The sequence below is a fragment of the Promicromonospora sp. NPDC110617 genome, from assembly GCF_055598465.1.
Window position 1 is genome coordinate 1,831,361 of record NZ_JBVKBM010000001.1, and the last position, 19,651, is coordinate 1,851,011.

Sequence of the window (19,651 nt, forward strand, 5' to 3'; positions counted from 1 at the left end):
GACGAAATGGCAACGTTGCCATCAGCATAGGGGCACTTCCCGAGGACCCCGCGACGAGCCGCCGGGGCCGGCCGGAACACATCGAAGGAGATGTGCGATGAGCACACACAGCAGTGAGTCCAGGCGCGCCCGCCGCGCTCTCGGCCTCGGCGCCGCCGTGGTCGCGATGAGCCTCGGCCTGGCCGGCTGCGCCGGGGAACCGGCCGCGGACGGCCCGGTCACCCTGGAGTTCTGGACCTGGTCGCTGAAGGAGGCCGACCCCGCCGCCCAGGCGATCGTCGAGCAGTACGAGAAGGAGAACCCCGGGGTCACGATCAAGCTCTCCGAGGTGGGCGGCACGCCCGAGACCTCGTCGAAGCTGCTGGCGGCCGACCGCGCCGACGAGGCGCCCGACGTCGTGCAGGTCGAGTACCGCGCGCTGCCGTCGCTGGTGACCGCGGGCGTGGTCCGGGACATCACCGAGGACGTCGAGCCGAACCGCGACGCCGTGGCCGACAACATCTGGGCGCTCAGCACGCTCGGCGACCAGGTCTACGGCGTGCCGCAGGACATCGGGCCGATGATGCTCACCTACCGCACCGACCTGTTCGAGAAGTACGGCGTCGAGCCGCCGGCCACGTGGGCCGAGTACGCGGAGGCGGCCGAGAAGATCCACGCCGCCGACCCCGACGTGTACCTGGCCAGCTTCTCGGCGACCCAGCTCGAGTTCTTCGCGGCGCAGGCCGCGCAGGCCGGCGCGCAGTGGTGGGGCACCGACGGCGACGCCTGGTCGGTCGGCATCGACGGCGACGCCTCGCTGGAGACCGCCGACTACTGGCAGGACCTCGTCGAGCGCGACCTCCTGACGGTCGAGCCGCTGCTCACGCCGGAGTGGAACGCCAAGGTCAACGACGGCAAGATCCTGAGCTGGGCGGCCGCCGCCTGGGCGCCGAGCGTCATCTACTCGGTGGCCCCCGACACCGCGGGCAAGTGGGCCTCGATCCCGCTGCCGCAGTGGACGCCGGGCGACGCGTCCGTGCCGTTCCTCGGCGGGTCCACCTACCTCGTGCCCGAGAAGTCCGAGCACGCCGAGGAGGCCGCGAAGTTCGCCGCCTGGCTCGGCGCGTCCGACGAGGGCTCGAAGCTGCTGCTCACCCTCGACCTGTACCCGGGCGGCAACGCCGGCCGGGAGGCGACCCTCTCGAACGACCCGCCGAAGCTCATGCCGCAGCAGAAGGACTTCTACGAGGTGGCCGACCAGGTCATCGACGACACGACCATCCCGGTCGTGTGGGGGCCGAACGTCAACGTCGCCACCAACGCCTTCGGTGACGCCCTGAACGAGGCGGCGCTCGGCGGCACGTCCTTCCGGGACGTGTACGGCGCCACCCAGACGGCCGTCGTCGCGGACCTGGAGAAGTCCGGGTACACCGTCGAGAACCCATGACCGCCGTCGCACCTGTCCGCAGGCGCGGGCGCCGGGGCCGCGAGCTGACCCCCTGGCTGTTCGCGGCCCCGGCGATCGTCCTGTTCGTGTGCTTCCTGCTCGTGCCCATCGGGTACGCGCTGTACCTCAGCTTCCGCGGGCTCCGCATCGAGGGCGCGGGCGCCTTCGGGCGGCGCACCGAGGGGTTCGTCGGGCTGGAGAACTACGTCACCGCGCTCACGGACCCCGAGCTGCTCGCGGGGTTCGGCCGGTCGCTGGTCTACGGCGCGATCGCCGTGCCCAGCGTGCTCGGCCTGGCCCTGCTCTTCGCGCTCCTGCTCGACACGCCGCGGGCGCGGCTGACGAGCTTCTCGCGGACGGCGATCTTCCTGCCGTACGCCGTGCCCGGCGTGATCGCGAGCCTGCTGTGGGGGTTCCTCTACCTGCCCAGCACCAGCCCGGTCAGCTACGTCGCGCGGGAGCTCGGCGGCAGCAACGTCGACTTCTTCGGCTACCCGACCCTGTACTTCGCGCTCGCGAACATCGCGCTGTGGTCGGGGGTCGGCTTCAACATGATCATCATCTACACCTCGCTACGGGCCATCCCGCAGGAGATCTACGAGGCGGCGCGGATCGACGGCGCGAACGAGTGGGCCATCGCCTGGCGCATCAAGATCCCGCTGGTGGCGCCCGCGCTCGTGCTGACCGGCCTGTTCTCGGTGATCGGCACCGTGCAGCTCTACAGCGAGCCCGCCACGCTGCGCCCGCTGACGAGCACCATCTCGTCCACCTGGGTGCCGCTCATGGCGATCTACCAGGAGGCGTTCGGCAACGACAACCTGGGCGGCGCCGCCGCGGCGTCCGTGCTCCTGGCGGTCGGCACCCTCGTGGTCTCGCTGGTCATCCTGCGCTTCTTCCAGCGCCGCACGTTCGGAGAGGCCTCATGAGCACCAGCACCGCGACCCGGCGTCCGACGGCGCCCGCGGCCACCCCCGGCACCACGACGCGGCGCAGGCCGCGGTTCGCCCCGGCCGCGACCATCGTCCTGCTCGTGGGCGCCGTCTACTGCCTGGTCCCCGTGGCCTGGGTTGTCGTCGCGGCCTCCAAGTCGCCCCGCGAGCTGTTCACCAGCTTCTCGTTCCTGCCCGGCTCCGGCCTTGCCGACAACCTCGTCGACCTGGCCACCTACGGCGGCGGCGTGTTCTGGCAGTGGGGCGCCAACAGCCTCGTGTATGCGGGCGTCGGCGCGGTCGCCTCGACGATCGTCTCCGCGATGGCGGGCTACGCGCTGGCCAAGTTCCGGTTCCGGGGGAGCGACACGCTGTTCGCCGCGATCCTCGCCGGCGTCCTGGTGCCGGGCATCGTGCTGGCGATCCCGCAGTACCTGCTGCTCGCGCAGCTCGGGCTGGCCGGGACGATGTGGTCGGTGCTGCTGCCGTCGATCATCAACCCGTTCGGGATCTTCCTGTGCCGGGTGTTCGCGCAGTCGGCCGTCCCGACCGACACACTGGAGGCGGCCCGGCTCGACGGCGCGGGCGAGGCGCGGATCTTCACCACGATCGTGCTGCCGATGATGGCCCAGGGCCTGGTCACGGTGTTCCTGCTGCAGTTCGTGGGCATCTGGAACAACTTCCTGCTGCCGTTCATCATGCTGAGCGACCAGCGGCTCTACCCGATCACCCTCGGGCTGTACTCGTTCCTCTCGAAGGGCGCCGGCGACTCCGACCTCTACCCGCTCGTGATCGCGGGCTCGGCCGTCTCGGTCGTCCCGCTGATCGCCATGGTGCTGCTGCTCCAGCGGTTCTGGCGGGCGGACCTGCTCGCGGGCGGGCTCAAGGGGTAGGGCGCGTTCGGGCGGCGCCGGCCTCGCGGTCGGCGTCGCCGGACGACGCCGCCGGTCGGCGCCGCGCGCCGCGTCAGCCCAGCACGCCGAGCCTGAGGGCGCGGAGCACGGCGTTGGTCCGGTCCCGGGCCGCGAGCTTGAGCAGGATGGTCGAGACGTGGTTCTTCACCGTGCCCTCAACCAGGCTCAGCGCGCCGGAGATCTCGCGGTTGGTGTAGCCCTCGGCCATCAGCCGCAGCACCTCGAGCTCACGGTCGGTGAGCTGCTGGACCGCGAGCGTGTCGCCGTCGTCGGCCGTCGGCACGGCGCGCAGCGCCCGCAGCATGCGGTCCGTGATCGACGGCGCCACGAGCGTCCCGCCGCCGGCCAGCGCGTGCACGGCGCGGGTGAGCTGCTCGACCGTGACGTCCTTGAGCAGGTACCCGCGCGCCCCGGCACGCAGCGCGTCGAGCACGAGGGTGTCGTCGTCGAACGTCGTGAGCACCAGTACGGGCACGTCGCTGCCCTGCGCGCGCAGCCGCTCCAGGGTCCACAGGCCGTCGTACCGGGGCATGCGCAGGTCCAGCAGGATCACGTCGGGCGCGACGTCGACGACCACCTCCAGGGCGGCCGCGCCGTCGTCGGCCTCGCCCACCACCTCGACGTCGGCGATCTCCAGGAGCGCCCGGATGCCGTGCCGCACCAGGGTCTGGTCGTCGACGATCACCACCCGCGTCACGTCGGCACCCGCGCCGTGACCCGGAACCCGTCCGCGCCGTCGAACTCGACGCCGCCGCCCAGGGCCTCGAACCGTTCGGCCAGGCCGCGCAGCCCGTTGCCCGGCACCAGCTCGCGGAACCCGCGGCCGTCGTCCAGCGCGGTCAGCACCACGCCGTCCTGCCCGGCCGTCAGCGAGATCCGGAGCGCCCGCGCCTCGGCGTGCCGCAGCGTGTTCGTGACGATCTCCTGCACGGCGCGCACCAGGGCCGCCGTCTGCTCCTCGTCCACCCGCACGTCCGGCCCCACGTCGATCGACACGTCCAGGTCGGGCAGGTCGCGCACCACCTCCCGGAACGCCTCGGTCAGGTCCGACGACGCCGTCCGCAGCTCGCCGACCGTCGTCCGGACGTCGGCGAGCAGCTCGCGCGCCACCCGGTTGGCCCGTTCCACGTGGTCACGCGCCTGCGTGCCGTCCCGGTGCCGCGCCGCCTCCAGCTCCAGGGTGAGCACGGTGAGCTGGTGGCCGATGAGGTCGTGCAGGTCGCGCGAGATCCGCAGCCGCTCCGCCGTCCGCGCCGACTCCGTGAGCAGGGCCGACGCCGCCCGCAGGTCCACGTGCGCCTGGCTCAGCTCGCGGCGCAGCCGCTGCTCCCGGAGGAGCGTCATCGAGCTCAGCATGGTCGCCACCTGGATGAGCAGGTAGAAGCCGACGCCGATCAGGGCGTCCGCGAGCCCGTTGTCCCGCTGCCCCGCGAGCGCCACCAGCACCAGCGTGTTCAGGCCGATGACGACGAAGCCCACGCGGAGCGGCGCCACGTAGACGCTGACGCTCGCGATGACGACGAGCAGCACCGGCATGAGCCCGACCTGCGGCGCGGTGAGCACCACGGCCCAGGACGAGACGACCGCGGTGGCGAACAGCGCGTGCCGCAGCAGGTCGGCGCGCTCGCGCACGAGGGAGCCCAGCAGGGTGACCATCAGCAGCACGAACAGGGCGATCCACCAGCCGCGCGGGATGCTCGGGTCCGCGTACCCGAACAGCACCGGGCCGGCCAGGGCCAGCGCGACCACGAGCATCGCGAGTCCTGACCATTCCTCCGTCCCGAGCCGCATGTCAGCCACCCTACGGGCGTGGTCCGCGGCCGGCCCGTGCCGAAAGTCATGGTTCACATCCCTGACCAGCGGCACAGGCGCGGGGTGGGGCGGGGTACCTAGCGTCGTCGTCCATGAGGAGCGACACGAACGGGAACGGCCGGCCGCCGGCCGTCGAGGCCGAGGGCCTCGGCAAGCGGTACCGCGACAAGGTGGCGGTCGACGACCTGAGCCTGACGGTCGGCCTGGGCGAGGTGCTCGGCATCCTCGGCACCAACGGCGCGGGCAAGACCACCACCGTCGAGATGATCGCCGGGCTGCGCCGGCCGGACCGGGGGAGCGTCCGCCTGCTGGGGCTCGACCCGTGGCGGGACCGGGCGAAGGTGCGCCAGGTGCTGGGGGTGCAGCTCCAGGCGGCCTACCTGCACGGCGCGCTGACCGTCGCCGAGCTCCTGGACCTGTACCGCAGCTTCTATCCCGACCCGCGCCCGGCCGCCGAGCTCCTCGATCTGGTGGGCCTGGCGGAGCAGCGGCGCGTGCGGTTCGAGAAGCTGTCCGGCGGCCAGCAGCAGCGGGTCTCCATCGCGCTCGCGATGGTGGGCCGGCCGCGCGTCGTGATCCTGGACGAGCTCACGACCGGGCTCGACCCGCTCGCCCGGCGCCGCATGTGGGGCACCGTCGAGCGCCTGCGCGACGAGGGCGTGACCATCGTGCTCGTCAGCCACGCCATGGAGGAGGTCGAACGGCTCTGCGACCGGGTCGCGCTGCTCGACGCCGGACGGCTGGTCGCCGTCGGCACACCGGGCGAGCTGACCGCCGAGGCGGGTGCGGACACCCTCGACGACGCGTTCGTCGCCCTGACCGGAAAGCAGCTGGAGGCAGCCGGATGAGCACCGTCGCCACTCCCGTCACCGTACGCCGGCCGGGCCCGCGGGCCTGGCTCACCCTGGTGGTCTGCGAGGCCAAGATGGTCGCGCGTGACACCGCGGGCCTCGTCGTGCCCCTCGGCCTGCCGCTCCTGATCCTCCTGACGAGCGCCCAGGCGGCCGGCGACCAGGAGGTGGTCGCCGGGTTCTCCGCCCTGGAGGCGTACGTGCTGCCGCTGGTGCTCACCATGGTCATCGCCACCATCGGGGTGATCAACATGCCGAGCTTCCTGGCGTACTACCGGCGCTCCGGGATCCTGCGCCGGCTCGCCGTCACGCCGGCGTCGCCCGCGATGGTGCTCGTCGCCCAGGTCGTGGTCAGCGTGCTCCAGACGCTCCTCGGGCTCGTCCTGGCCCTCGGCGTGGCGTTCCTCGGCTTCGGCGCGAGCCCGCCCGCGCACCTCGGCACGGCGATCGGGGTCTACGCCCTCGCGATGGCGGCGATGTACGCCGTCGGGATGATCGTGGCCGCCGTCGCGCCGACGCCGAACTCGGCCGTCGCGATCGGGCTCGTCGGCTTCTTCGCGCTCGGCGCCCTGGGTGGCATGTTCGGCGGCCCCGGCAGCCTGCCCGAACCGCTCGCCGCACTTGGCGAACGGCTGCCTTTCGGCGCTGCGGTCCAGGCGCTCGCGGGGGCCTGGGTGGGGGCGCCCGTCGAGGCGGCACACCTGGTCAGCCTGGGTGTGACGGTCGTGGTCGGCAGTGTTACCGCCGCGGTGCTCTTCCGCTGGGACTGACGGGCGTCAGTCTCCCGCGGCAGGCCCGGGCCCGACGGCGGTCAGGCCGCGCAGCTCGGCGAGCACCGACCGCTCGATCTCCCCGATCGAGCGCTCCTCGCCCGGCGCGATCCACTGCGTGAAGGAGACGCCGAACACCGTGGCCGCGGACTCCGCGGCCAGCGTGGCCGCCGGCTCGGTGACACCACGCTCGCGCAGCGCGTCGCGCAGCGTCGTGGCCAGCACCGACATCTTGTGCCGCTCCCGTTCCTGCAGCGCCGGGTTCTGGTCGATGACGCTCTGCCGCAGCCGGGAGTGGTCGCGGCGCTCGGCGGGGAAGAACTCCTCCGCCGCCCCCAGTGCCGCGCCGACCAGCTCCATGGGTGACGCGTCGTCGGGCGCGGCCACGACCCCGCCGAGGAACGCCTCGACCAGGAGTTCCTGCCCGTGGAACAGCACCTCGCGCTTGTCGCTGAAGTGGCGGAAGAAGGTGCGTTCGGTTAGGCCGACCGACTGGGCGATCTCCGCCGCCGTCGTCTGCTCGTAGCCGCGCTCCGCGAAGAGTTCCAGGGCGGCGGCCTGCAGCCGCTCGCTCGTACCGGGCTGCCATCTGACCATGCCTCCAGTCTAGGTGATGACAGACGCTGACGTCACGCGTATGGTGATGTCTGTGACTGACAACAGTCACTGACATCACTGGAGGTTCACCATGCAGGTTTTCGTCACCGGAGCATCCGGCTGGATCGGGTCGGCCGCTGTCGACGAGCTGCTCGCGGACGGCCACGCCGTCACCGCGCTCGCCCGGTCCGACGCGTCTGCGGCCGCACTCGAGGCGAAGGGTGTCCGCGTGCAACGCGGCGACCTGGACGACCTCGACGGCCTCCGCCGGGGCGCCGACGCCGCCGAGGCGGTGCTGCACCTCGCCAACAAGCACGACTTCGCGAACCCGGCCGTGTCGAACGCGGCCGAGCGGGCCGCCGTGCAGACCATCGCCGACACCCTCGCCGGTTCGGGCCGGCCGTTCCTGTTCGCGGCGGGCACCGCCGGGCTGGCGCAGGGCAGGCCCGCCACCGAGGCGGACACCTCGTCGGCCCACGGGCCTGACTCACCGCGCGGCGGCGCCGAGAACCTGGCGCTGGAGTACGTCGACCGCGACGTGCGTGCCGTGAGCCTGCGCTTCTCCCCCACGGTGCACGGCGCGGGGGACCACGGCTTCATCGCCGCGATCACCGACGCCGCCCGGCGCAACGGCGTGTCCGGCTACCCGGGCGACGGCACCAACCGCTGGGCCGCCGTGCACCGCTCCGACGCCGCCCGCCTCGTCGCGCTCGGCCTCGCCAAGGCCCCTGCCGGCTCCCGGCTGCACGCCGTCGCCGAGGAGGGGGTCACGAGCCGCGAGATCGCCGAGGCGATCGGTGCCGTCCTCGACCTGCCGGTCACCTCGGTCGCGCCCGACGACGTCCCGGCGCACTTCGGCTGGATCGGCGGGTTCTTCGGCATGGACGGCTCCGCGACGAGCACTGCGACGCGCGAGCTGCTCGGCTGGACGCCGACGGGCCCGACGCTGGTCGAGGACATCGCGGCGGGCGCGTACAGGACGCCGTCGGGGCGGTAGGGGCGGCGTCCGCTCGTGGCACGCGGCCAACCAATCCCCTTTGAGGCCCGGGTTTCTTCGCTTTGAACTCGCTCAAAGCGAAGAAACCCGGGCCTCAAAGGGGAGGGTGACCCGTCGCGCGACGACCGCCCCGGCGGGGGCGAGGCCGGGCTGGTCGGCAACGTCTCAGGCCGCCGGCGTCTCGGCGATGTCAGTGGTGGTCGCGAGAGCACGGGACGCCTCGACATCGTCCGACAGGCTCTGCAGGCGGCCGGCCGCCAGGCCGAGTGAGTCCGAGCCGAGGAGCTGGTGCAGCGGCGCCTCGCCCGTGGTCGCGACGGTGATGATCGCCGCGGCCGCCCGGGCGGGGTCGCCGAGCTGGGTACCCGGCATTCCGAGGTGCTGCTCGACCATCTCGCGGACGGCGGGGTAGGCCTCGTTCGTGTCCTGCGGCAGGCCGAGCGAGACCGGGCGGAGGAAGTCCGTGCGCAGGTAGCCGGGCTCGACCACGTTCACCCGGATGCCGTGGTCGGCGACCTCTGCGGCCAGGGACTCGCTGATCGCCTCGACCGCGAACTTACCCGCGGCGTACAGGCTCCAGCCCGGGAAGGAGAGCAGGCCGAGGATCGAGGACACGTTGATCACGTGCCCGCTCCGGTGGGCACGGAAGCCCGGCAGCACCGCGCGCAGCACGTTCCAGACACCGAAGACCTGGACGTCGAACATCGCGCGGGCGTCCGCGTCGGACACCTCCTCGACGGCCGCGAGGTAGCCGTACCCGGCGTTGTTCACCACGACGTCCAGGGTGCCGAAGCGCTCCGTCGTGGCGGCGACGGCCTCGTTCACCTGCGCCTGGTCGGCCAGGTCGACCGGCAGGGCGAGCAGGCGGGACGTGTCGGCGTCGGCGAGCGCGGTGGTGAGGCGCTCGGCGGAGCGGGTGGTGGCCGCGACGTTGTCGCCGCGCTCCAGGAGCTGGCGGACGAGCTCGAGGCCGAGGCCGCGGGAGGCGCCGGTGACGAACCAGGTGGCGGGGCGGTCGGTGGGGTAGGACATGGTGGCTCTCCTCGGAAGGTCGGGCCGGCGGATCTGCCGGCCCCTCAAGACTTCCGCGCGGAACCGCGTCCCAGGGCGTCATCGTCGGCCCTCCGCGTCCGCGGACGCCGCGGACGAGGACGCCGCCGACTAGGACGCGGAGGTCCACCCTGAGGGGTGCGCTCCCCGGATCCGCCCGCCCAGAATGGACGCATGGCCGAGAAGAACACGGAGCTGGCGGACTTCCTGCGCCGGGCACGCAGCCAGGGCGACGCCTCCCGCGCCGGCCTGCCCGCCGACGGCCGCGTGCGCCGGGTGCCGGGTCTGCGCCGCGAGGAGGTCGCGTTCCTGGCCGGCGTCTCCACCGACTACTACGCGCGCCTGGAGCAGGGGCGGCGCATCGTGCCGTCGCCGTCGGTGGTGGATGCGATCGGGCGCGCGCTCGGGCTGGACCAGGCCGGCCGCGCCCACCTCGCCGACCTGATCGGGCTGGGCTCCGCGTCGGCGCGGCCGCGTACCCGGCCCGTCCAGCGCGTGCGCCCCGGGCTGTACCAGCTGCTCGGCGCGCTCGACGACGTGCCGGTCCTGGTGCTGGGCCGCCGTGCCGACGTGCTGGCCCAGAACCGCATGGGCCGGGCCCTGTTCACCGACTTCGAGCGGTTCCCGGCGGCGCGGCGCAACTACGCGCGCTGGATGTTCCTCGACGAGGGCGCCCGGTCGCTGTTCGTCGACTGGGAGGAGCAGGCCCGGGCCGCCGTCGAGAACCTGCGGCTGGAGGCCGGGAACGACCCGGCCGACCGCGCGACGGGCGCGCTGATCGCCGAGCTGCGCGAGGCCAGCGCCGAGTTCGCCGCATGGTGGACGGAGCACCGCGTCTACCAGCGCACCCACGGGTCCAAGCGGCTGCGGCACCCCGTCGTCGGCGACCTGACCGTGGAGTACGAGACCCTCACGCTGCCCGGCGACCCCGACACGACCCTGTACGTCTACTCGGCCGAGCCGGGGTCGCCGTCGGGGCGCGCGCTCGACCTCCTGGCGAGCTGGTCCCTGACCCCAGCACCCGCGCCCGCGCCCGGGCCGGGGCCCGCCGCACCGTGAGCCGGCGCGGCGGACCCCGCGGACGCCGTCAGCCCAGCTCGCGGACCAGCACGTTCTCGAACACCGCGCTGACCGCCGGCGCTGCGCCGCCGCCCGCGTAGATCCCGATGGCCGGGTCGGTGCCGGCGGGCAGCGTCCACGTGGCCCCGAAGCGCCAGTGGTCGCCGTCGCGCGACGTCGCCGACCGGTATCGGTGCTCGCCCGTGGCCGGATCCGTCGTGTGGAACAGCCGCAGGTGCATGGTGTCGGCCACCGGCCCGGAGACGAAGCCGCCGAACCGGACGGCGCCGTCGGCCGTGAGCTCCTTGCCGAACTCCACCTGGCGGGTCCGGCCGATCGCCACCGAGCCGAGCCGCAGGAAGTCGTCGTCGCCCGCGTGCACCAACAGGCCCGCCTGCTGGAAGTTGCGCACCGTGTCCTCGCCCAGCGGCAGGTGCACGGTGGCCTCCAGCACGTAGTCGCCGTCGGGCGCGTCGCGCAGCAGCACGGGCGCGTCGTTCCGCGTGCCCACCAGGTCGTGGCCGGTCAGCGGCCAGGTCAGGGCGCCGTCCGCGACGTCGACGGCCGCGGGGGAGTGCTGCCAGCGCCAGCCGGCGTCCAGCTCGCCGTCGAACTCCTCGGCGAACGTGACCGCACCGGCGGCCGGCTCGGCGACCCGCTCGGTCACCGGCTCGTGCGCCGCCACGACGGTCAGGTTGTCGAGCTGCGCCTCGGCGCCGTCGGCCACGAGGCGTACCGGCGCCCTGCGGGGCAGTGGCGTCCGCGGCTCGAACCGCGCCTCGGCGTCCACGTCGCCCAGCCCGCTGGACGACAACCGCGCGGCGACCACGCCGTCGCGCGCCTCGACGCTCAGCACGTGCCAGGAGGTCAGGTCGGCGTTCGCGGGCAGCGCCGTCCGCACCTGGTGCCGCCCCTGCCCGACGACGAGCTCGCGCTCCCGGGCGTCCAGCCGTACCGACACCGCGGCCGGGCCGGCCCCGCCGACCCGCACCGTGAACGAGCCGTCGGCGTCGGGCAGCCGCACGTCCGTCTCGATCCGCACGTCCCGCGGCGCGGGCGCCGTCCGCACGACGGCGGCGTGCCGCCGGTCCGGGACCAGCCGCGCGATCGCCCCGGCGTCGCCGGTGTCGTCCGTGCCCCGGGCGAACGTGCCCGTCACGCGCCGTAGCGCGTGCCCGGAGGCGGGGTCCGCGCTCACGACGCCCAGCTCGCTCGCGGCCACGGGCGCGGTCTGCGCGCCCTCGCTCGGGCCCGCCCCGGCGTTGACCACGGGCCAGCCGTCGATCCAGTCGAGCCGGTCCAGCAGGGTGGGCCGGCGGTTCACGCCGCCGGGCTGGTTGAGCCACGCGTTGTCGCGGTCGATGCCGTGGTAGAGCATCCAGTCCTGCCCGGACACGTCGGAGAACACCGCGTGGTGCCCCACGCCGATCCACCGGTTGCCGTTCTGCGCGACGACGAGGGTGCCGCCCACGCGCGACTCGTTCATGCCCACGCCCTCGTGGTCGGTGAACGGGCCGAGCGGCGAGCGCGACCGGCCCGTGTAGACGCTGTACCCGGTCACCGGGCCGGAGCAGCAGTTGGCCGACGACCCCATGAGGTAGTACCAGCCGTCGCGCTTGACTACGAAGGCGCCCTCGTAGCGGTCCGCGACCGTCACGCGGGTGGGCTCGCCCACGGCGCGCGTGCCGGTCTCGTCCAGCTCGGTGACCCAGATGCCGCCGTTGAAGCCGCCGAAGTACAGGTAGCGCGAGCCGTCGTCGTCGGCGAACAGGGCAGGGTCGATGGTGTTGAGGTACCCGCCGCCGGGAGCGGGGCGCGGGTCCAGGACCGGGCCGCCGGAGTCCGTCCAGGGTCCGGTCGGGGTGGGCGCCGTCGCCGCGCCGATCGTGTAGTCCCAGGCGTCGGGGTTCGCCGCCGTGTCCGTGACCGTGTAGTACATGACGTACTGGCCGTCGACGTACCGGATGTCGGGCGCCCAGAAGTAGGACGCGTCCGCGGCCCACGCGGGCTTGTTCTCGTCGTCGAAGATGGTGCCGACGTACTCCCAGCTCGCCAGGTCGCGGGACTTCGCCACGTGCATGTTGCCGAACGGGCCGCCGGTCACCAGCGGGTCGCTCGTCGCGTACAGGTACCACCAGCCGTCCTTGCCGCGGATCACCGCGGGGTCGGCGTAGGTGTCCGCGAACGGGTCCGTGACGGGGTTGGTGTAGGTGGTGCCCGACGGCGGTGGCGCGGCCTGCCCGGGGGCGGCCTCCGCCGGGGCGGCGGCCGCGGGCGGGGCGCCTCCGGTGCCGGGCAGGGCCACGGCGCCGGCGACCAGCGCGAGCGTGGCGAGGGCGGCTACGAACCGTATCTCCATGGGTGATCGTCCCTTCGGGCGGCCGCGCGCCACGTCCTCGATGACGTGGCCGTCGCTCCTTTACAACGGATAACCACGCGCGAAGTTACAACGGATAACCTGGAGTCGGCAAGGGGTCGATCAGTCCAGCGACAGCTCGTAGAACCGCCACAGGTGCTGGAGCTCACCGGGGATCTCGGAGCCCGGGTAGGGCGTGCGCTCGACGAACCCGCGCGACTCGTAGAGGCGGTGCGCCCCGGTCATGAAGCGGTTGCTGTCCAGCCGCACGGTCCGCGCCCCGAAGTCCGCGCGGGAGCGCTCCAGCAGCCAGTCCAGCATCGCCGAGCCGACGTGGGTCCCGCGGTGCTCGGGGCGCACGAACATCCGCTTGATCTCGACCACGCCGTCGTCCTGTGCGCGGAGCGCGGCCACGCCGGCGGGCTCGGCGTCCTGCGCGCCCGGCGACCCGGCCTCCGCGAGCGCCATCCGTCCGGTGGGCCGGCGGAACTTGTCCAGGTCGGCGCTGGTGTGCCGCGCGTCCAGACCCATCGCGAACCCGTAGGTCTCCTCGAAGGTCGCGAGCGCCCACGTCATGTACTCGGTCATGAGCTGGAGCACGACCGCCTCGTCCTGGTCGGTCGTCTCGCGGACTCGGGTTCGATCCAATGCCTCTTCCTCTCACGACTGTCGCCTACCGCGGACGTCCCGGCGCCGCGGGCCGAGGGTATCCCCGCCGGGCCGTCCGGCGGGTCCGGGCAGGTGTCTTGCCGGGGAGCCTTGTTGCTCTGTGTCGACAATGTCGACGCAGAGCGACACACCCCCGCAGCCCCATGTCCTCCCCGGGGAACGGTCGTCGCGGCGGCTCGCGACGGTACGATCAGTGGCTCCCCGCAGCGGGGTGTGCAGCAAGGGTGCCGACGGCGGGGGCGCCGACGCGAGCCGGAGAGGGGGAGTCCGTGAGGGTGACGTTGCGCGACGTGGCGGACCGCGCCGGGGTCTCGTTCAAGACGGTGTCGAACGTGATCAACGGGCACCCGAACGTGCGCCCGGAGACCCGGGAGCGGGTCCAGACGGCCATCGCGGAGCTGCGCTACCGACCCAACACGTCGGCCCGCAGCCTGCGGCACGGGCGGGCCGGGTTCCTGGCGATCGCGCTGCCCGAGCTCGCCTCGCCCTATTTCGCCGGGCTGGCCTCGGAGCTGGCGGCGGCGGCCCGGGCCGTGGGGCAGTCGGTGCTCATCGAGGAGACGTCGGGCGACCTGGCCGGGGAGCGCGCGGTGCTCGACGGGCTGCCGAGCCACCTGGTCGACGGCGTCGTCTTCAGCCCGCTGGTCACGTCGGTGGCGGAGGTCGCGGAGCGGCGGGACGGGACGCCGCTGGTGCTGCTGGGGGAGTACGGGGAGCCGGCCGGCGTGGACCACGTGGGCGTGGACAACGTGGCGGCGGCCCGGGATGTCACCCGGCACCTCCTGGACCTGGGCCGACGTCGGATCGCGGGGATCGGCCTGCAGAGCGGTGACGGGACCGGGCGGCTGCGCGGCGCGGGCTACCTGGCCGCGCTCGCCGAGGCCGGCGTGGCCGTGGACCCGGACCTCGTGGTCGAGTGCACCGACTACCACCGGGCCAGCGGCGCCGACGCCGTCGCGCAGCTCCTCGCCCGCGGCGTCGACTTCGACGCGGTGTTCTGCTTCAACGACCTGATGGCCCTGGGCGCGCTGCGCGCCCTGCACGACGGCGGCGTGCGGGTGCCGGACGACGTGGCCGTGGCCGGCTTCGACGGCATCGAGGACGGGCAGTTCTCCGTGCCGTCGCTGACCACGGTGACCCCTGACCTGCCCCGCCTCGCCGCGGAGGCGGTGCGCCTGGTGATGCGGCGCATCGCCGACCCGGACGCTCCGGCCGAGCACGTGGTGGTGCCCCACCGCATCACGGCGCGCGAGAGCACCGGCGGCGGCCTGCCCGCGGCGTCGTCCCCGGCCTAGACTCGGTGCCATCCGCCGGGGGTGGTACCGACCGCGGCGGGACCCACCGGAGCGACGTGAGGATCGAACGATGACCGACGAGTGCACGCATCTGGACCAGGTCGCGGTCCTCGAACCCGAGAACAGGGACGGGTGCCCCGAGTGCCTCGCCCTCGGCGGCACCTGGGTGCACCTGCGCAGCTGCCTGGTGTGCGGGCAGGTGGGCTGCTGCGACTCCTCCCCGGCCAAGCACGCCACGGCGCACTTCAAGGACTCGGGCCACCCGCTCATGCGTTCGGTCGAGCCGGGCGAGGGCTGGGGCTACTGCTACACCGACGACGCGATGATCTCGTCGACGACCCTGGGCACCCACAAGTACTGACGGTACGGTCGGGATGACTGGTCCTCGTCCTCGGAGGCAACGATGAGATCTGGCCTGATCGTGGCCGGCCTGGTGCTCGTCGCCATCGGCTGCGTGTTCACCGTGCAGGGGCTCGGCTACCTCGCGGGCAGCCCGATGACGGGCGTGGCGCTGTGGGCGATCGTCGGGCCGATCCTCGCCGTCGTGGGGATCGTGCTGATCGTCGGGGCGATGCGTCGAGGCCGCTCGGGCTGAGCGGCTCGCCGCCCTCGTCCCGAGGCGTTCCTGAGGTGGGTTCAGCAGGCCCCTAACTACGGTGTGCGCCGGCACGCGGTACCCAGGAGCCTGCTGACCGCCGGTCAGTTCTCTGCTGCTGCCGGGGGCAGCACCTTCAGGGCCGTCAGGCCAGGGGCGCCCGGGTGCCACGTCGTCGTGATCGCCACGTAGCGGGCCGTGCGGCCGACGTCGAGGGTCGCCTCGGGCCGGCCGGCGCGCAGCGTGCCGACGTCGGTGAACGCGAGCCCGTCGTCGCTCACCGAGACGACGGCGGACGGCGCCCGCCCGCGGGCCCACTCCGCCACCACCGTGCCGATCTCCCGGGGCTCGCCCAGGTCGGTCACCATCCGGCCGTCCCGGCCCGGGGTCCACGTGGTGCGGGGGTTCCCGTCCACGGCGTTCGACGGCGACGTCATGCCCTCCGGCAGCACCGACGCCGGGAACGTGAGCGTGCTCAGCGCCAGGTCCGCCACGGGGTACGGGGTCCCGGCCGGGAAATGCACCGTCGTGCCGTGCGGTGTCGCGGTCGCCGGGCGGGTCGCCCCGGTCTCGGCATGCCGCACCGTCACCGGACCCCGGCCGGTCAGCGTGAACGTACGCGCGTCCGGCACCTGCACGGTCACGCCCTCCGGCGTCCGCCCGTGCGGGCCCGCAACTGTCGCGCGCGGGGCGAGCACCGCGGCGTCGCCCGCGGGGATCGTCAGCTCCAGGGCCGACGAGACCGCGCCGATCCGCTGCTCACCCGCGAACACCGGCACGGCACCACCATCCCCGTGCGGCACGGTGACCGTCGTCGTCACGTCCGCGGCGGTCAGGTTGAACGCGACCAGGTAGCCGTCGACCAGGCTGACCCGGACCCCCTCGGCGTCCGCCACCGGCACGGGCCGAGCCGCCTGGGCTGACGTCGCCGCCGCGTCACCCGGCACCATCTCCACCAGCCGCGGCCCGGCCGCGCCGTCCGCGAGCCGCACCACGTGCCGCGTCGCGTCCGCCCGCGACACCGTGATCGGCGCCCCGCCGTCGCGCACCACGAACCCCGCGGAACCCTCGACGTTCAGCCACGAGCCCGCGCTCGACAGCAGGGGCTCCGCGGCATCGAAGGACGCCGCGTCGTGCCAGGTCACGCCGTCCAGCGACGTCTGCACCCGGTACCGCTCGCCCGCGGCGGACTCCCAGCCGAGCTGCACCCGCGCCACCTCCGTGGGCGCGCCCAAGTCCACCTGCACCCACGAGTCCGGGCGCATCCGGTCCGCGCGGGACACCGCCCAGCGCGTCGTCGGGCTGCCGTCCGTGACGGCGCTCGCGGCGCGGCCCGTGTCGGCGCTCGACGCCGTCGCGGGGCGGCCGGCGGCGACGTCGTCCCCCGCGGGGGAGAACGCGCGCAGGTGGTACAGGGAGTAGCCGTACTGCGGGTGGCCCTGCACGCCCTGCATCCGCACGAAGCGGGCGGTGACGGGAGCGGGCTCGGTCGCGCCCGCGGGCACCAGGTCCAGGGTGTCGAGCCGGGCGACGTTGACGTCGGCCGGGTCCGGCTCCGGCGTCGTCACGGTCGTGCTGTCCTCGGTCGTCGTATAGGTGCGCGAGCCGTCCAGGCCGGCGTAGCCGCCCATCGCCAGGGTGCGGACGGACAGGCTCGCGTCGTCCGGCCCCGCGCCCGACGACGCGTACACCGCCGCACCGCTCGGGAGCGTGGCCTGACCCGCGAACCCGTCGCCGATCCGGAACACCGACGACGTGCCCTCGAAGCCGTCGCGCGGCCCCGTGTACGTGGTCACGTGGCGGTCGGCCACGGTCGCGTTCGAGTCCGGGTAGAGAAAGGTCGACGACCCCGAGGCGTAGAAGAGCCACGAATTGTGCTCCGGCACCCAGGGGAACTTGACGAAGCCCTTGCGGCTCACGGCGCCGGCCCATGCGTCCGGCGTCTGCTGCACCGTCAGGCCGGGCACCGCGCCGAAGTCGCGCACGCCGGACAGCCGCTCGAAGAAGACGTCCTGCGGCGTTGGTTCCACGGGGCCCTCGGTCGAGTCGGCGGCCTCCACGTGCAGGAGGTAGGAGATCGCGATCTCGGCGCGCGCCTCCGGCTCGTACTTGGGCTCGCCCGAGAACTTGGTCAGGCGGTTCACGGGCGCGTACGCCTGGTAGTCCGCCAGCGCCGCGGCGAGGTTGACCTCCGCGCGGGCGGCGTCGGGGTCGCGCAGCACCTGTGCGAGGAACGCCATGGGGATCACGTCGCGCCCGTAGAGGAACTCGCGGTCGCGGACCATGGGCATGAACGGCTCGCCCTGGTCGGACATGACGAGCTTGATGGACTCCCACAGCTCGGCCGAGTTGGGCTGCCGCGTGAGGATCTCGGGCAGCGGCTCGTCGCGCAGCAGGAAGTGGATGGCGTTGCGGGCCCCCGAGCGCCACGAGTCGGACTGGTAGTGCGGCCCGAACGACTCGTGGTTCTCCACGATGTACGTGTCGTGGATGTTGTGCATCGTGTTCGACGAGACCGGCTTGCCCGCGACCACGGCGGGGTTGTTGCGGTCCGCGGTCGGCTGGCCGGCGGCGTTGCGGCCCCAGTCGGCGAGCTGCTCGGCCCAGCGGCCGGCGTCGGGATCGTCGGGCGCCCAGGCGAGCCCGGGGGCGAGGGCCTGCGTGTAGACGCCGACCTCCTCCTGCGCGGTGTCACCCCGGTACTTGCCCGCGGGCCACTCGGTGGTCCAGCTGCCCGACATGGGGTCGTCGGTGAAGTCGAGGTCCGCCGTGTACCGGGACTGGCCGGTCGCGATGGTGGTCAGGTTAGCCTGGGTCCCCGCGTCGAGCTCGTCCCAGAGCAGGGTGCCGGCGGCCAGGAAGTACGACTGGAACGTCGAGTCCCAGAAGAGCTGGCGGCCCCAGGTGCCCGCAGGGTCGACAAGCCGGTTGGTCGCGGCGTAGTGCTCGATGGTCGCGAGCGTGTGCTCGCGCAGCGTGTCCTCGGGGACGCCGGCCAGGTCGGCGTCGTACTCGCCGTGCGTGAGCAGCACCGCGTTGCCCAGCACCACGGCGAAGTTCATGTCCTTGGCCTGGTAGACCCCGGCGGACTCGTCCCAGATCGTCTCGACCCAGCGGGTGTGCCGCAGGAGGGCCGCGTAGTAGTTCGCGGCGGTGTCGTCGGGGGCGCCGAACGCGGCCTGCGTCGCCGGGAGCGGGCCCGTGCGCGGGGCGGCGGCCTGGGCCGGGGTGATCGCGAGGGTGGCGATCGGCAGGGCCAGGGCGGCGACGGCGAGGCCGGCGACCGCTCGGCGGAACGACGCCCCCGCGCCGGGTCGGATGCGGTGGGTGGCCATGGGTTCCTCCCGTGCTGACAGCGCTGTCATGGGTTGTATTCTCCGGAGGCTATCGCACCAGGTGGGCGCGGGGCCATGCCGTGATGAGACCTATCAGTGCGGGTGTGGGCGGCGCCGACCGTAGGTCTTGTCGGTCGAGCCGCAGTCGAACGTAGGGTTGGTCGCTCTCTGAGCGCTCAGAGAGCGACCAGTCCTACGTTGGGTCCCTCATTGGTGCGGCACGGGCACGCCCGCGGCGCGCAGCTTTGTCTCCACCAGTGCGGTCAGGCGGGCCGACGTCGGCCACTCCTCCTGGCGGTGGGTGTTGACCATCCCGTACCGCGCGGCGGTGTCGGGCTGGGCCCCGACGCCGGGCATCGTCAGCAGCTCGCGCCGGGCCAGCAGGTTGTCGGCGACGGCGGAGGCCAGCTCCTCGAGCCGCGGGTCGTCCGGGTCCCAGGACATCGCGTCCCAGCTCCGCTGGATCAGGTCGACGTACTCGGGATCGGTGAGCCGGTGCTCGAGCTGGGTCACGAAGCTGTCGAAGCCCGCCGGGACCAGCGCCCGGAACAGCACCAGGGCCTCGCGCTGGCCGGCGACGTAGTCGGTGCTGAAGCCGAGGTCCCGCATCCGGTCCAGGACGGCGCAGGCCCGGTCGGGCAGGAGCGCCCGATCGTCGGTGAGGCGGTGCAGGGTGTCGCGACGGGCGGTCAGCGCCTCGATGCGTTCGGTGAGCTGCCGCTCGACGTCGGTCAGTGCGGCTGCGAACCGGTCGGCGTCGGCGTCGAGCAGCTCGCCGACGTCGGCGAGCTGCACACCGGCGTCGGCCAGCGCTCGGACCTGGACCAGCCGCAGCAGGTCGTCCGACCTGTACCGGCGATACCCGGAGGTGTCCCGCTCGGGCTCCGCGACGAGCCCGAGCTTGTGGTAGTGCCGCACGGTCTTGATCGTGACGCCGGCGAACACCGCCGCCTGGCCGATCGTGACGCCGGCGCGCCTGTTCGTCATGTGTGGTGT

General features: G+C 73.4%; 18 protein-coding genes. 10 read left to right on the plus strand and 8 right to left on the minus strand.

Annotation, left to right across the window (positions count from 1 at the left end; all coding sequences use genetic code 11):
• Positions 1-97: 97 nt before the first annotated feature.
• From ACZ7LE_RS08040 to ACZ7LE_RS08050, 3 genes are read left to right on the plus strand one after another with little or no spacing between them, the layout of a single operon-like run.
• Positions 98-1,426 carry an ABC transporter substrate-binding protein gene (locus ACZ7LE_RS08040; protein ID WP_470402762.1) on the plus strand — a complete coding sequence of 443 codons (1,329 nt, stop codon included), beginning with the start codon at positions 98-100 and terminating at the stop codon, positions 1,424-1,426.
• Entirely contained in the window at positions 1,423-2,352 is a 930-nt protein-coding gene (locus ACZ7LE_RS08045) for a carbohydrate ABC transporter permease (protein ID WP_470402763.1), read from the plus strand. Before ACZ7LE_RS08040 ends, ACZ7LE_RS08045 begins: the two co-directional genes overlap by 4 nt.
• Positions 2,349-3,248, plus strand: coding sequence for a carbohydrate ABC transporter permease (locus ACZ7LE_RS08050; RefSeq protein ID WP_470402764.1), 900 nt, complete (start codon positions 2,349-2,351; stop codon positions 3,246-3,248). Before ACZ7LE_RS08045 ends, ACZ7LE_RS08050 begins: the two co-directional genes overlap by 4 nt.
• Before the next feature lie 73 nt (positions 3,249-3,321).
• On the opposite strand, the gene ACZ7LE_RS08055 is transcribed toward ACZ7LE_RS08050, so the two are convergent.
• Positions 3,322-3,966 (minus strand): response regulator, encoded by a 645-nt coding sequence (locus tag ACZ7LE_RS08055; RefSeq protein WP_470402765.1) that lies wholly within the window; start codon positions 3,964-3,966, stop codon positions 3,322-3,324.
• The gene (locus ACZ7LE_RS08060; protein WP_470402766.1) at positions 3,963-5,060 is read right to left on the minus strand and encodes a histidine kinase; all 1,098 of its coding nucleotides are present in this window, start codon (positions 5,058-5,060) and stop codon (positions 3,963-3,965) included. Before ACZ7LE_RS08060 ends, ACZ7LE_RS08055 begins: the two co-directional genes overlap by 4 nt.
• Positions 5,061-5,173: 113 nt before the next feature.
• Here ACZ7LE_RS08060 and ACZ7LE_RS08065 point away from each other — a divergent pair, with 113 nt between their 5' ends.
• Both ACZ7LE_RS08065 and ACZ7LE_RS08070 read left to right on the plus strand, forming a co-directional pair.
• The gene (locus tag ACZ7LE_RS08065) at positions 5,174-5,929 is read left to right on the plus strand and encodes an ABC transporter ATP-binding protein (RefSeq protein ID WP_470402767.1); all 756 of its coding nucleotides are present in this window, start codon (positions 5,174-5,176) and stop codon (positions 5,927-5,929) included.
• The gene (locus ACZ7LE_RS08070; RefSeq protein WP_470402768.1) at positions 5,926-6,702 is read left to right on the plus strand and encodes an ABC transporter permease; all 777 of its coding nucleotides are present in this window, start codon (positions 5,926-5,928) and stop codon (positions 6,700-6,702) included. Before ACZ7LE_RS08065 ends, ACZ7LE_RS08070 begins: the two co-directional genes overlap by 4 nt.
• Before the next feature lie 6 nt (positions 6,703-6,708).
• Here the strand turns inward: ACZ7LE_RS08070 and ACZ7LE_RS08075 are convergent, their stop codons facing one another.
• A complete protein-coding gene (locus tag ACZ7LE_RS08075) occupies positions 6,709-7,299 on the minus strand; it encodes a TetR/AcrR family transcriptional regulator (RefSeq protein ID WP_470402769.1) in 591 nt (196 codons plus the stop codon).
• 91 nt (positions 7,300-7,390) lie between these two features.
• On the opposite strand from ACZ7LE_RS08075, the gene ACZ7LE_RS08080 reads away from it, so the two are divergent.
• Entirely contained in the window at positions 7,391-8,296 is a 906-nt protein-coding gene (locus tag ACZ7LE_RS08080) for an SDR family oxidoreductase (RefSeq protein WP_470402770.1), read from the plus strand.
• A gap of 165 nt (positions 8,297-8,461) precedes the next feature.
• Here ACZ7LE_RS08080 and ACZ7LE_RS08085 read toward each other — a convergent pair whose 3' ends face one another.
• Positions 8,462-9,328: an SDR family NAD(P)-dependent oxidoreductase gene (locus ACZ7LE_RS08085; RefSeq protein WP_470402771.1), complete on the minus strand. Its 867-nt coding sequence runs from the start codon at positions 9,326-9,328 to the stop codon at positions 8,462-8,464.
• Between the two features lie 192 nt (positions 9,329-9,520).
• On the opposite strand from ACZ7LE_RS08085, the gene ACZ7LE_RS08090 reads away from it, so the two are divergent.
• Entirely contained in the window at positions 9,521-10,405 is an 885-nt protein-coding gene (locus ACZ7LE_RS08090; RefSeq protein ID WP_470402772.1) for a helix-turn-helix transcriptional regulator, read from the plus strand.
• Positions 10,406-10,433: 28 nt separating this feature from the next.
• On the opposite strand, the gene ACZ7LE_RS08095 is transcribed toward ACZ7LE_RS08090, so the two are convergent.
• Both ACZ7LE_RS08095 and ACZ7LE_RS08100 read right to left on the minus strand, forming a co-directional pair.
• The gene (locus ACZ7LE_RS08095; RefSeq protein WP_470402773.1) at positions 10,434-12,764 is read right to left on the minus strand and encodes a glycoside hydrolase family 43 protein; all 2,331 of its coding nucleotides are present in this window, start codon (positions 12,762-12,764) and stop codon (positions 10,434-10,436) included.
• Positions 12,765-12,884: 120 nt separating this feature from the next.
• Positions 12,885-13,409, minus strand: a complete 525-nt coding sequence (locus tag ACZ7LE_RS08100; RefSeq protein WP_470402774.1) for a GNAT family N-acetyltransferase — start codon at positions 13,407-13,409, stop codon at positions 12,885-12,887.
• Between the two features lie 290 nt (positions 13,410-13,699).
• Here ACZ7LE_RS08100 and ACZ7LE_RS08105 point away from each other — a divergent pair, with 290 nt between their 5' ends.
• The 3 genes from ACZ7LE_RS08105 to ACZ7LE_RS08115 all read left to right on the plus strand — a co-directional run bounded on the left by ACZ7LE_RS08105 (position 13,700) and on the right by ACZ7LE_RS08115 (position 15,320).
• The gene (locus ACZ7LE_RS08105) at positions 13,700-14,725 is read left to right on the plus strand and encodes a LacI family DNA-binding transcriptional regulator (protein WP_470402775.1); all 1,026 of its coding nucleotides are present in this window, start codon (positions 13,700-13,702) and stop codon (positions 14,723-14,725) included.
• Between the two features lie 70 nt (positions 14,726-14,795).
• Positions 14,796-15,086 carry a UBP-type zinc finger domain-containing protein gene (locus tag ACZ7LE_RS08110; RefSeq protein ID WP_470402776.1) on the plus strand — a complete coding sequence of 97 codons (291 nt, stop codon included), beginning with the start codon at positions 14,796-14,798 and terminating at the stop codon, positions 15,084-15,086.
• Between the two features lie 42 nt (positions 15,087-15,128).
• Positions 15,129-15,320 (plus strand): hypothetical protein, encoded by a 192-nt coding sequence (locus tag ACZ7LE_RS08115; RefSeq protein ID WP_470402777.1) that lies wholly within the window; start codon positions 15,129-15,131, stop codon positions 15,318-15,320.
• A 104-nt stretch (positions 15,321-15,424) separates the two neighbouring features.
• Here ACZ7LE_RS08115 and ACZ7LE_RS08120 read toward each other — a convergent pair whose 3' ends face one another.
• Together ACZ7LE_RS08120 and ACZ7LE_RS08125 are read right to left on the minus strand one after the other, a co-directional pair.
• Positions 15,425-18,655, minus strand: a complete 3,231-nt coding sequence (locus ACZ7LE_RS08120) for a discoidin domain-containing protein (protein ID WP_470402778.1) — start codon at positions 18,653-18,655, stop codon at positions 15,425-15,427.
• Between the two features lie 207 nt (positions 18,656-18,862).
• Positions 18,863-19,642 carry a MerR family transcriptional regulator gene (locus tag ACZ7LE_RS08125; protein WP_470402779.1) on the minus strand — a complete coding sequence of 260 codons (780 nt, stop codon included), beginning with the start codon at positions 19,640-19,642 and terminating at the stop codon, positions 18,863-18,865.
• Between the last annotated feature and the right edge of the window lie 9 nt (positions 19,643-19,651).

Coding starts and splice junctions, on each gene's coding strand:
- ACZ7LE_RS08125 (WP_470402779.1), bottom strand. CDS start 19,642: ATGACGAACAGGCGCGCCGGCGTCACGATCGGCCAGGCGGCGGTGTTC.
- ACZ7LE_RS08090 (WP_470402772.1), top strand. CDS start 9,521: ATGGCCGAGAAGAACACGGAGCTGGCGGACTTCCTGCGCCGGGCACGC.
- ACZ7LE_RS08040 (WP_470402762.1), top strand. CDS start 98: ATGAGCACACACAGCAGTGAGTCCAGGCGCGCCCGCCGCGCTCTCGGC.
- ACZ7LE_RS08065 (WP_470402767.1), top strand. CDS start 5,174: ATGAGGAGCGACACGAACGGGAACGGCCGGCCGCCGGCCGTCGAGGCC.
- ACZ7LE_RS08050 (WP_470402764.1), top strand. CDS start 2,349: ATGAGCACCAGCACCGCGACCCGGCGTCCGACGGCGCCCGCGGCCACC.
- ACZ7LE_RS08075 (WP_470402769.1), bottom strand. CDS start 7,299: ATGGTCAGATGGCAGCCCGGTACGAGCGAGCGGCTGCAGGCCGCCGCC.
- ACZ7LE_RS08095 (WP_470402773.1), bottom strand. CDS start 12,764: ATGGAGATACGGTTCGTAGCCGCCCTCGCCACGCTCGCGCTGGTCGCC.
- ACZ7LE_RS08085 (WP_470402771.1), bottom strand. CDS start 9,328: ATGTCCTACCCCACCGACCGCCCCGCCACCTGGTTCGTCACCGGCGCC.
- ACZ7LE_RS08120 (WP_470402778.1), bottom strand. CDS start 18,655: ATGGCCACCCACCGCATCCGACCCGGCGCGGGGGCGTCGTTCCGCCGA.
- ACZ7LE_RS08080 (WP_470402770.1), top strand. CDS start 7,391: ATGCAGGTTTTCGTCACCGGAGCATCCGGCTGGATCGGGTCGGCCGCT.
- ACZ7LE_RS08070 (WP_470402768.1), top strand. CDS start 5,926: ATGAGCACCGTCGCCACTCCCGTCACCGTACGCCGGCCGGGCCCGCGG.
- ACZ7LE_RS08060 (WP_470402766.1), bottom strand. CDS start 5,060: ATGCGGCTCGGGACGGAGGAATGGTCAGGACTCGCGATGCTCGTGGTC.
- ACZ7LE_RS08110 (WP_470402776.1), top strand. CDS start 14,796: ATGACCGACGAGTGCACGCATCTGGACCAGGTCGCGGTCCTCGAACCC.
- ACZ7LE_RS08045 (WP_470402763.1), top strand. CDS start 1,423: ATGACCGCCGTCGCACCTGTCCGCAGGCGCGGGCGCCGGGGCCGCGAG.
- ACZ7LE_RS08115 (WP_470402777.1), top strand. CDS start 15,129: ATGAGATCTGGCCTGATCGTGGCCGGCCTGGTGCTCGTCGCCATCGGC.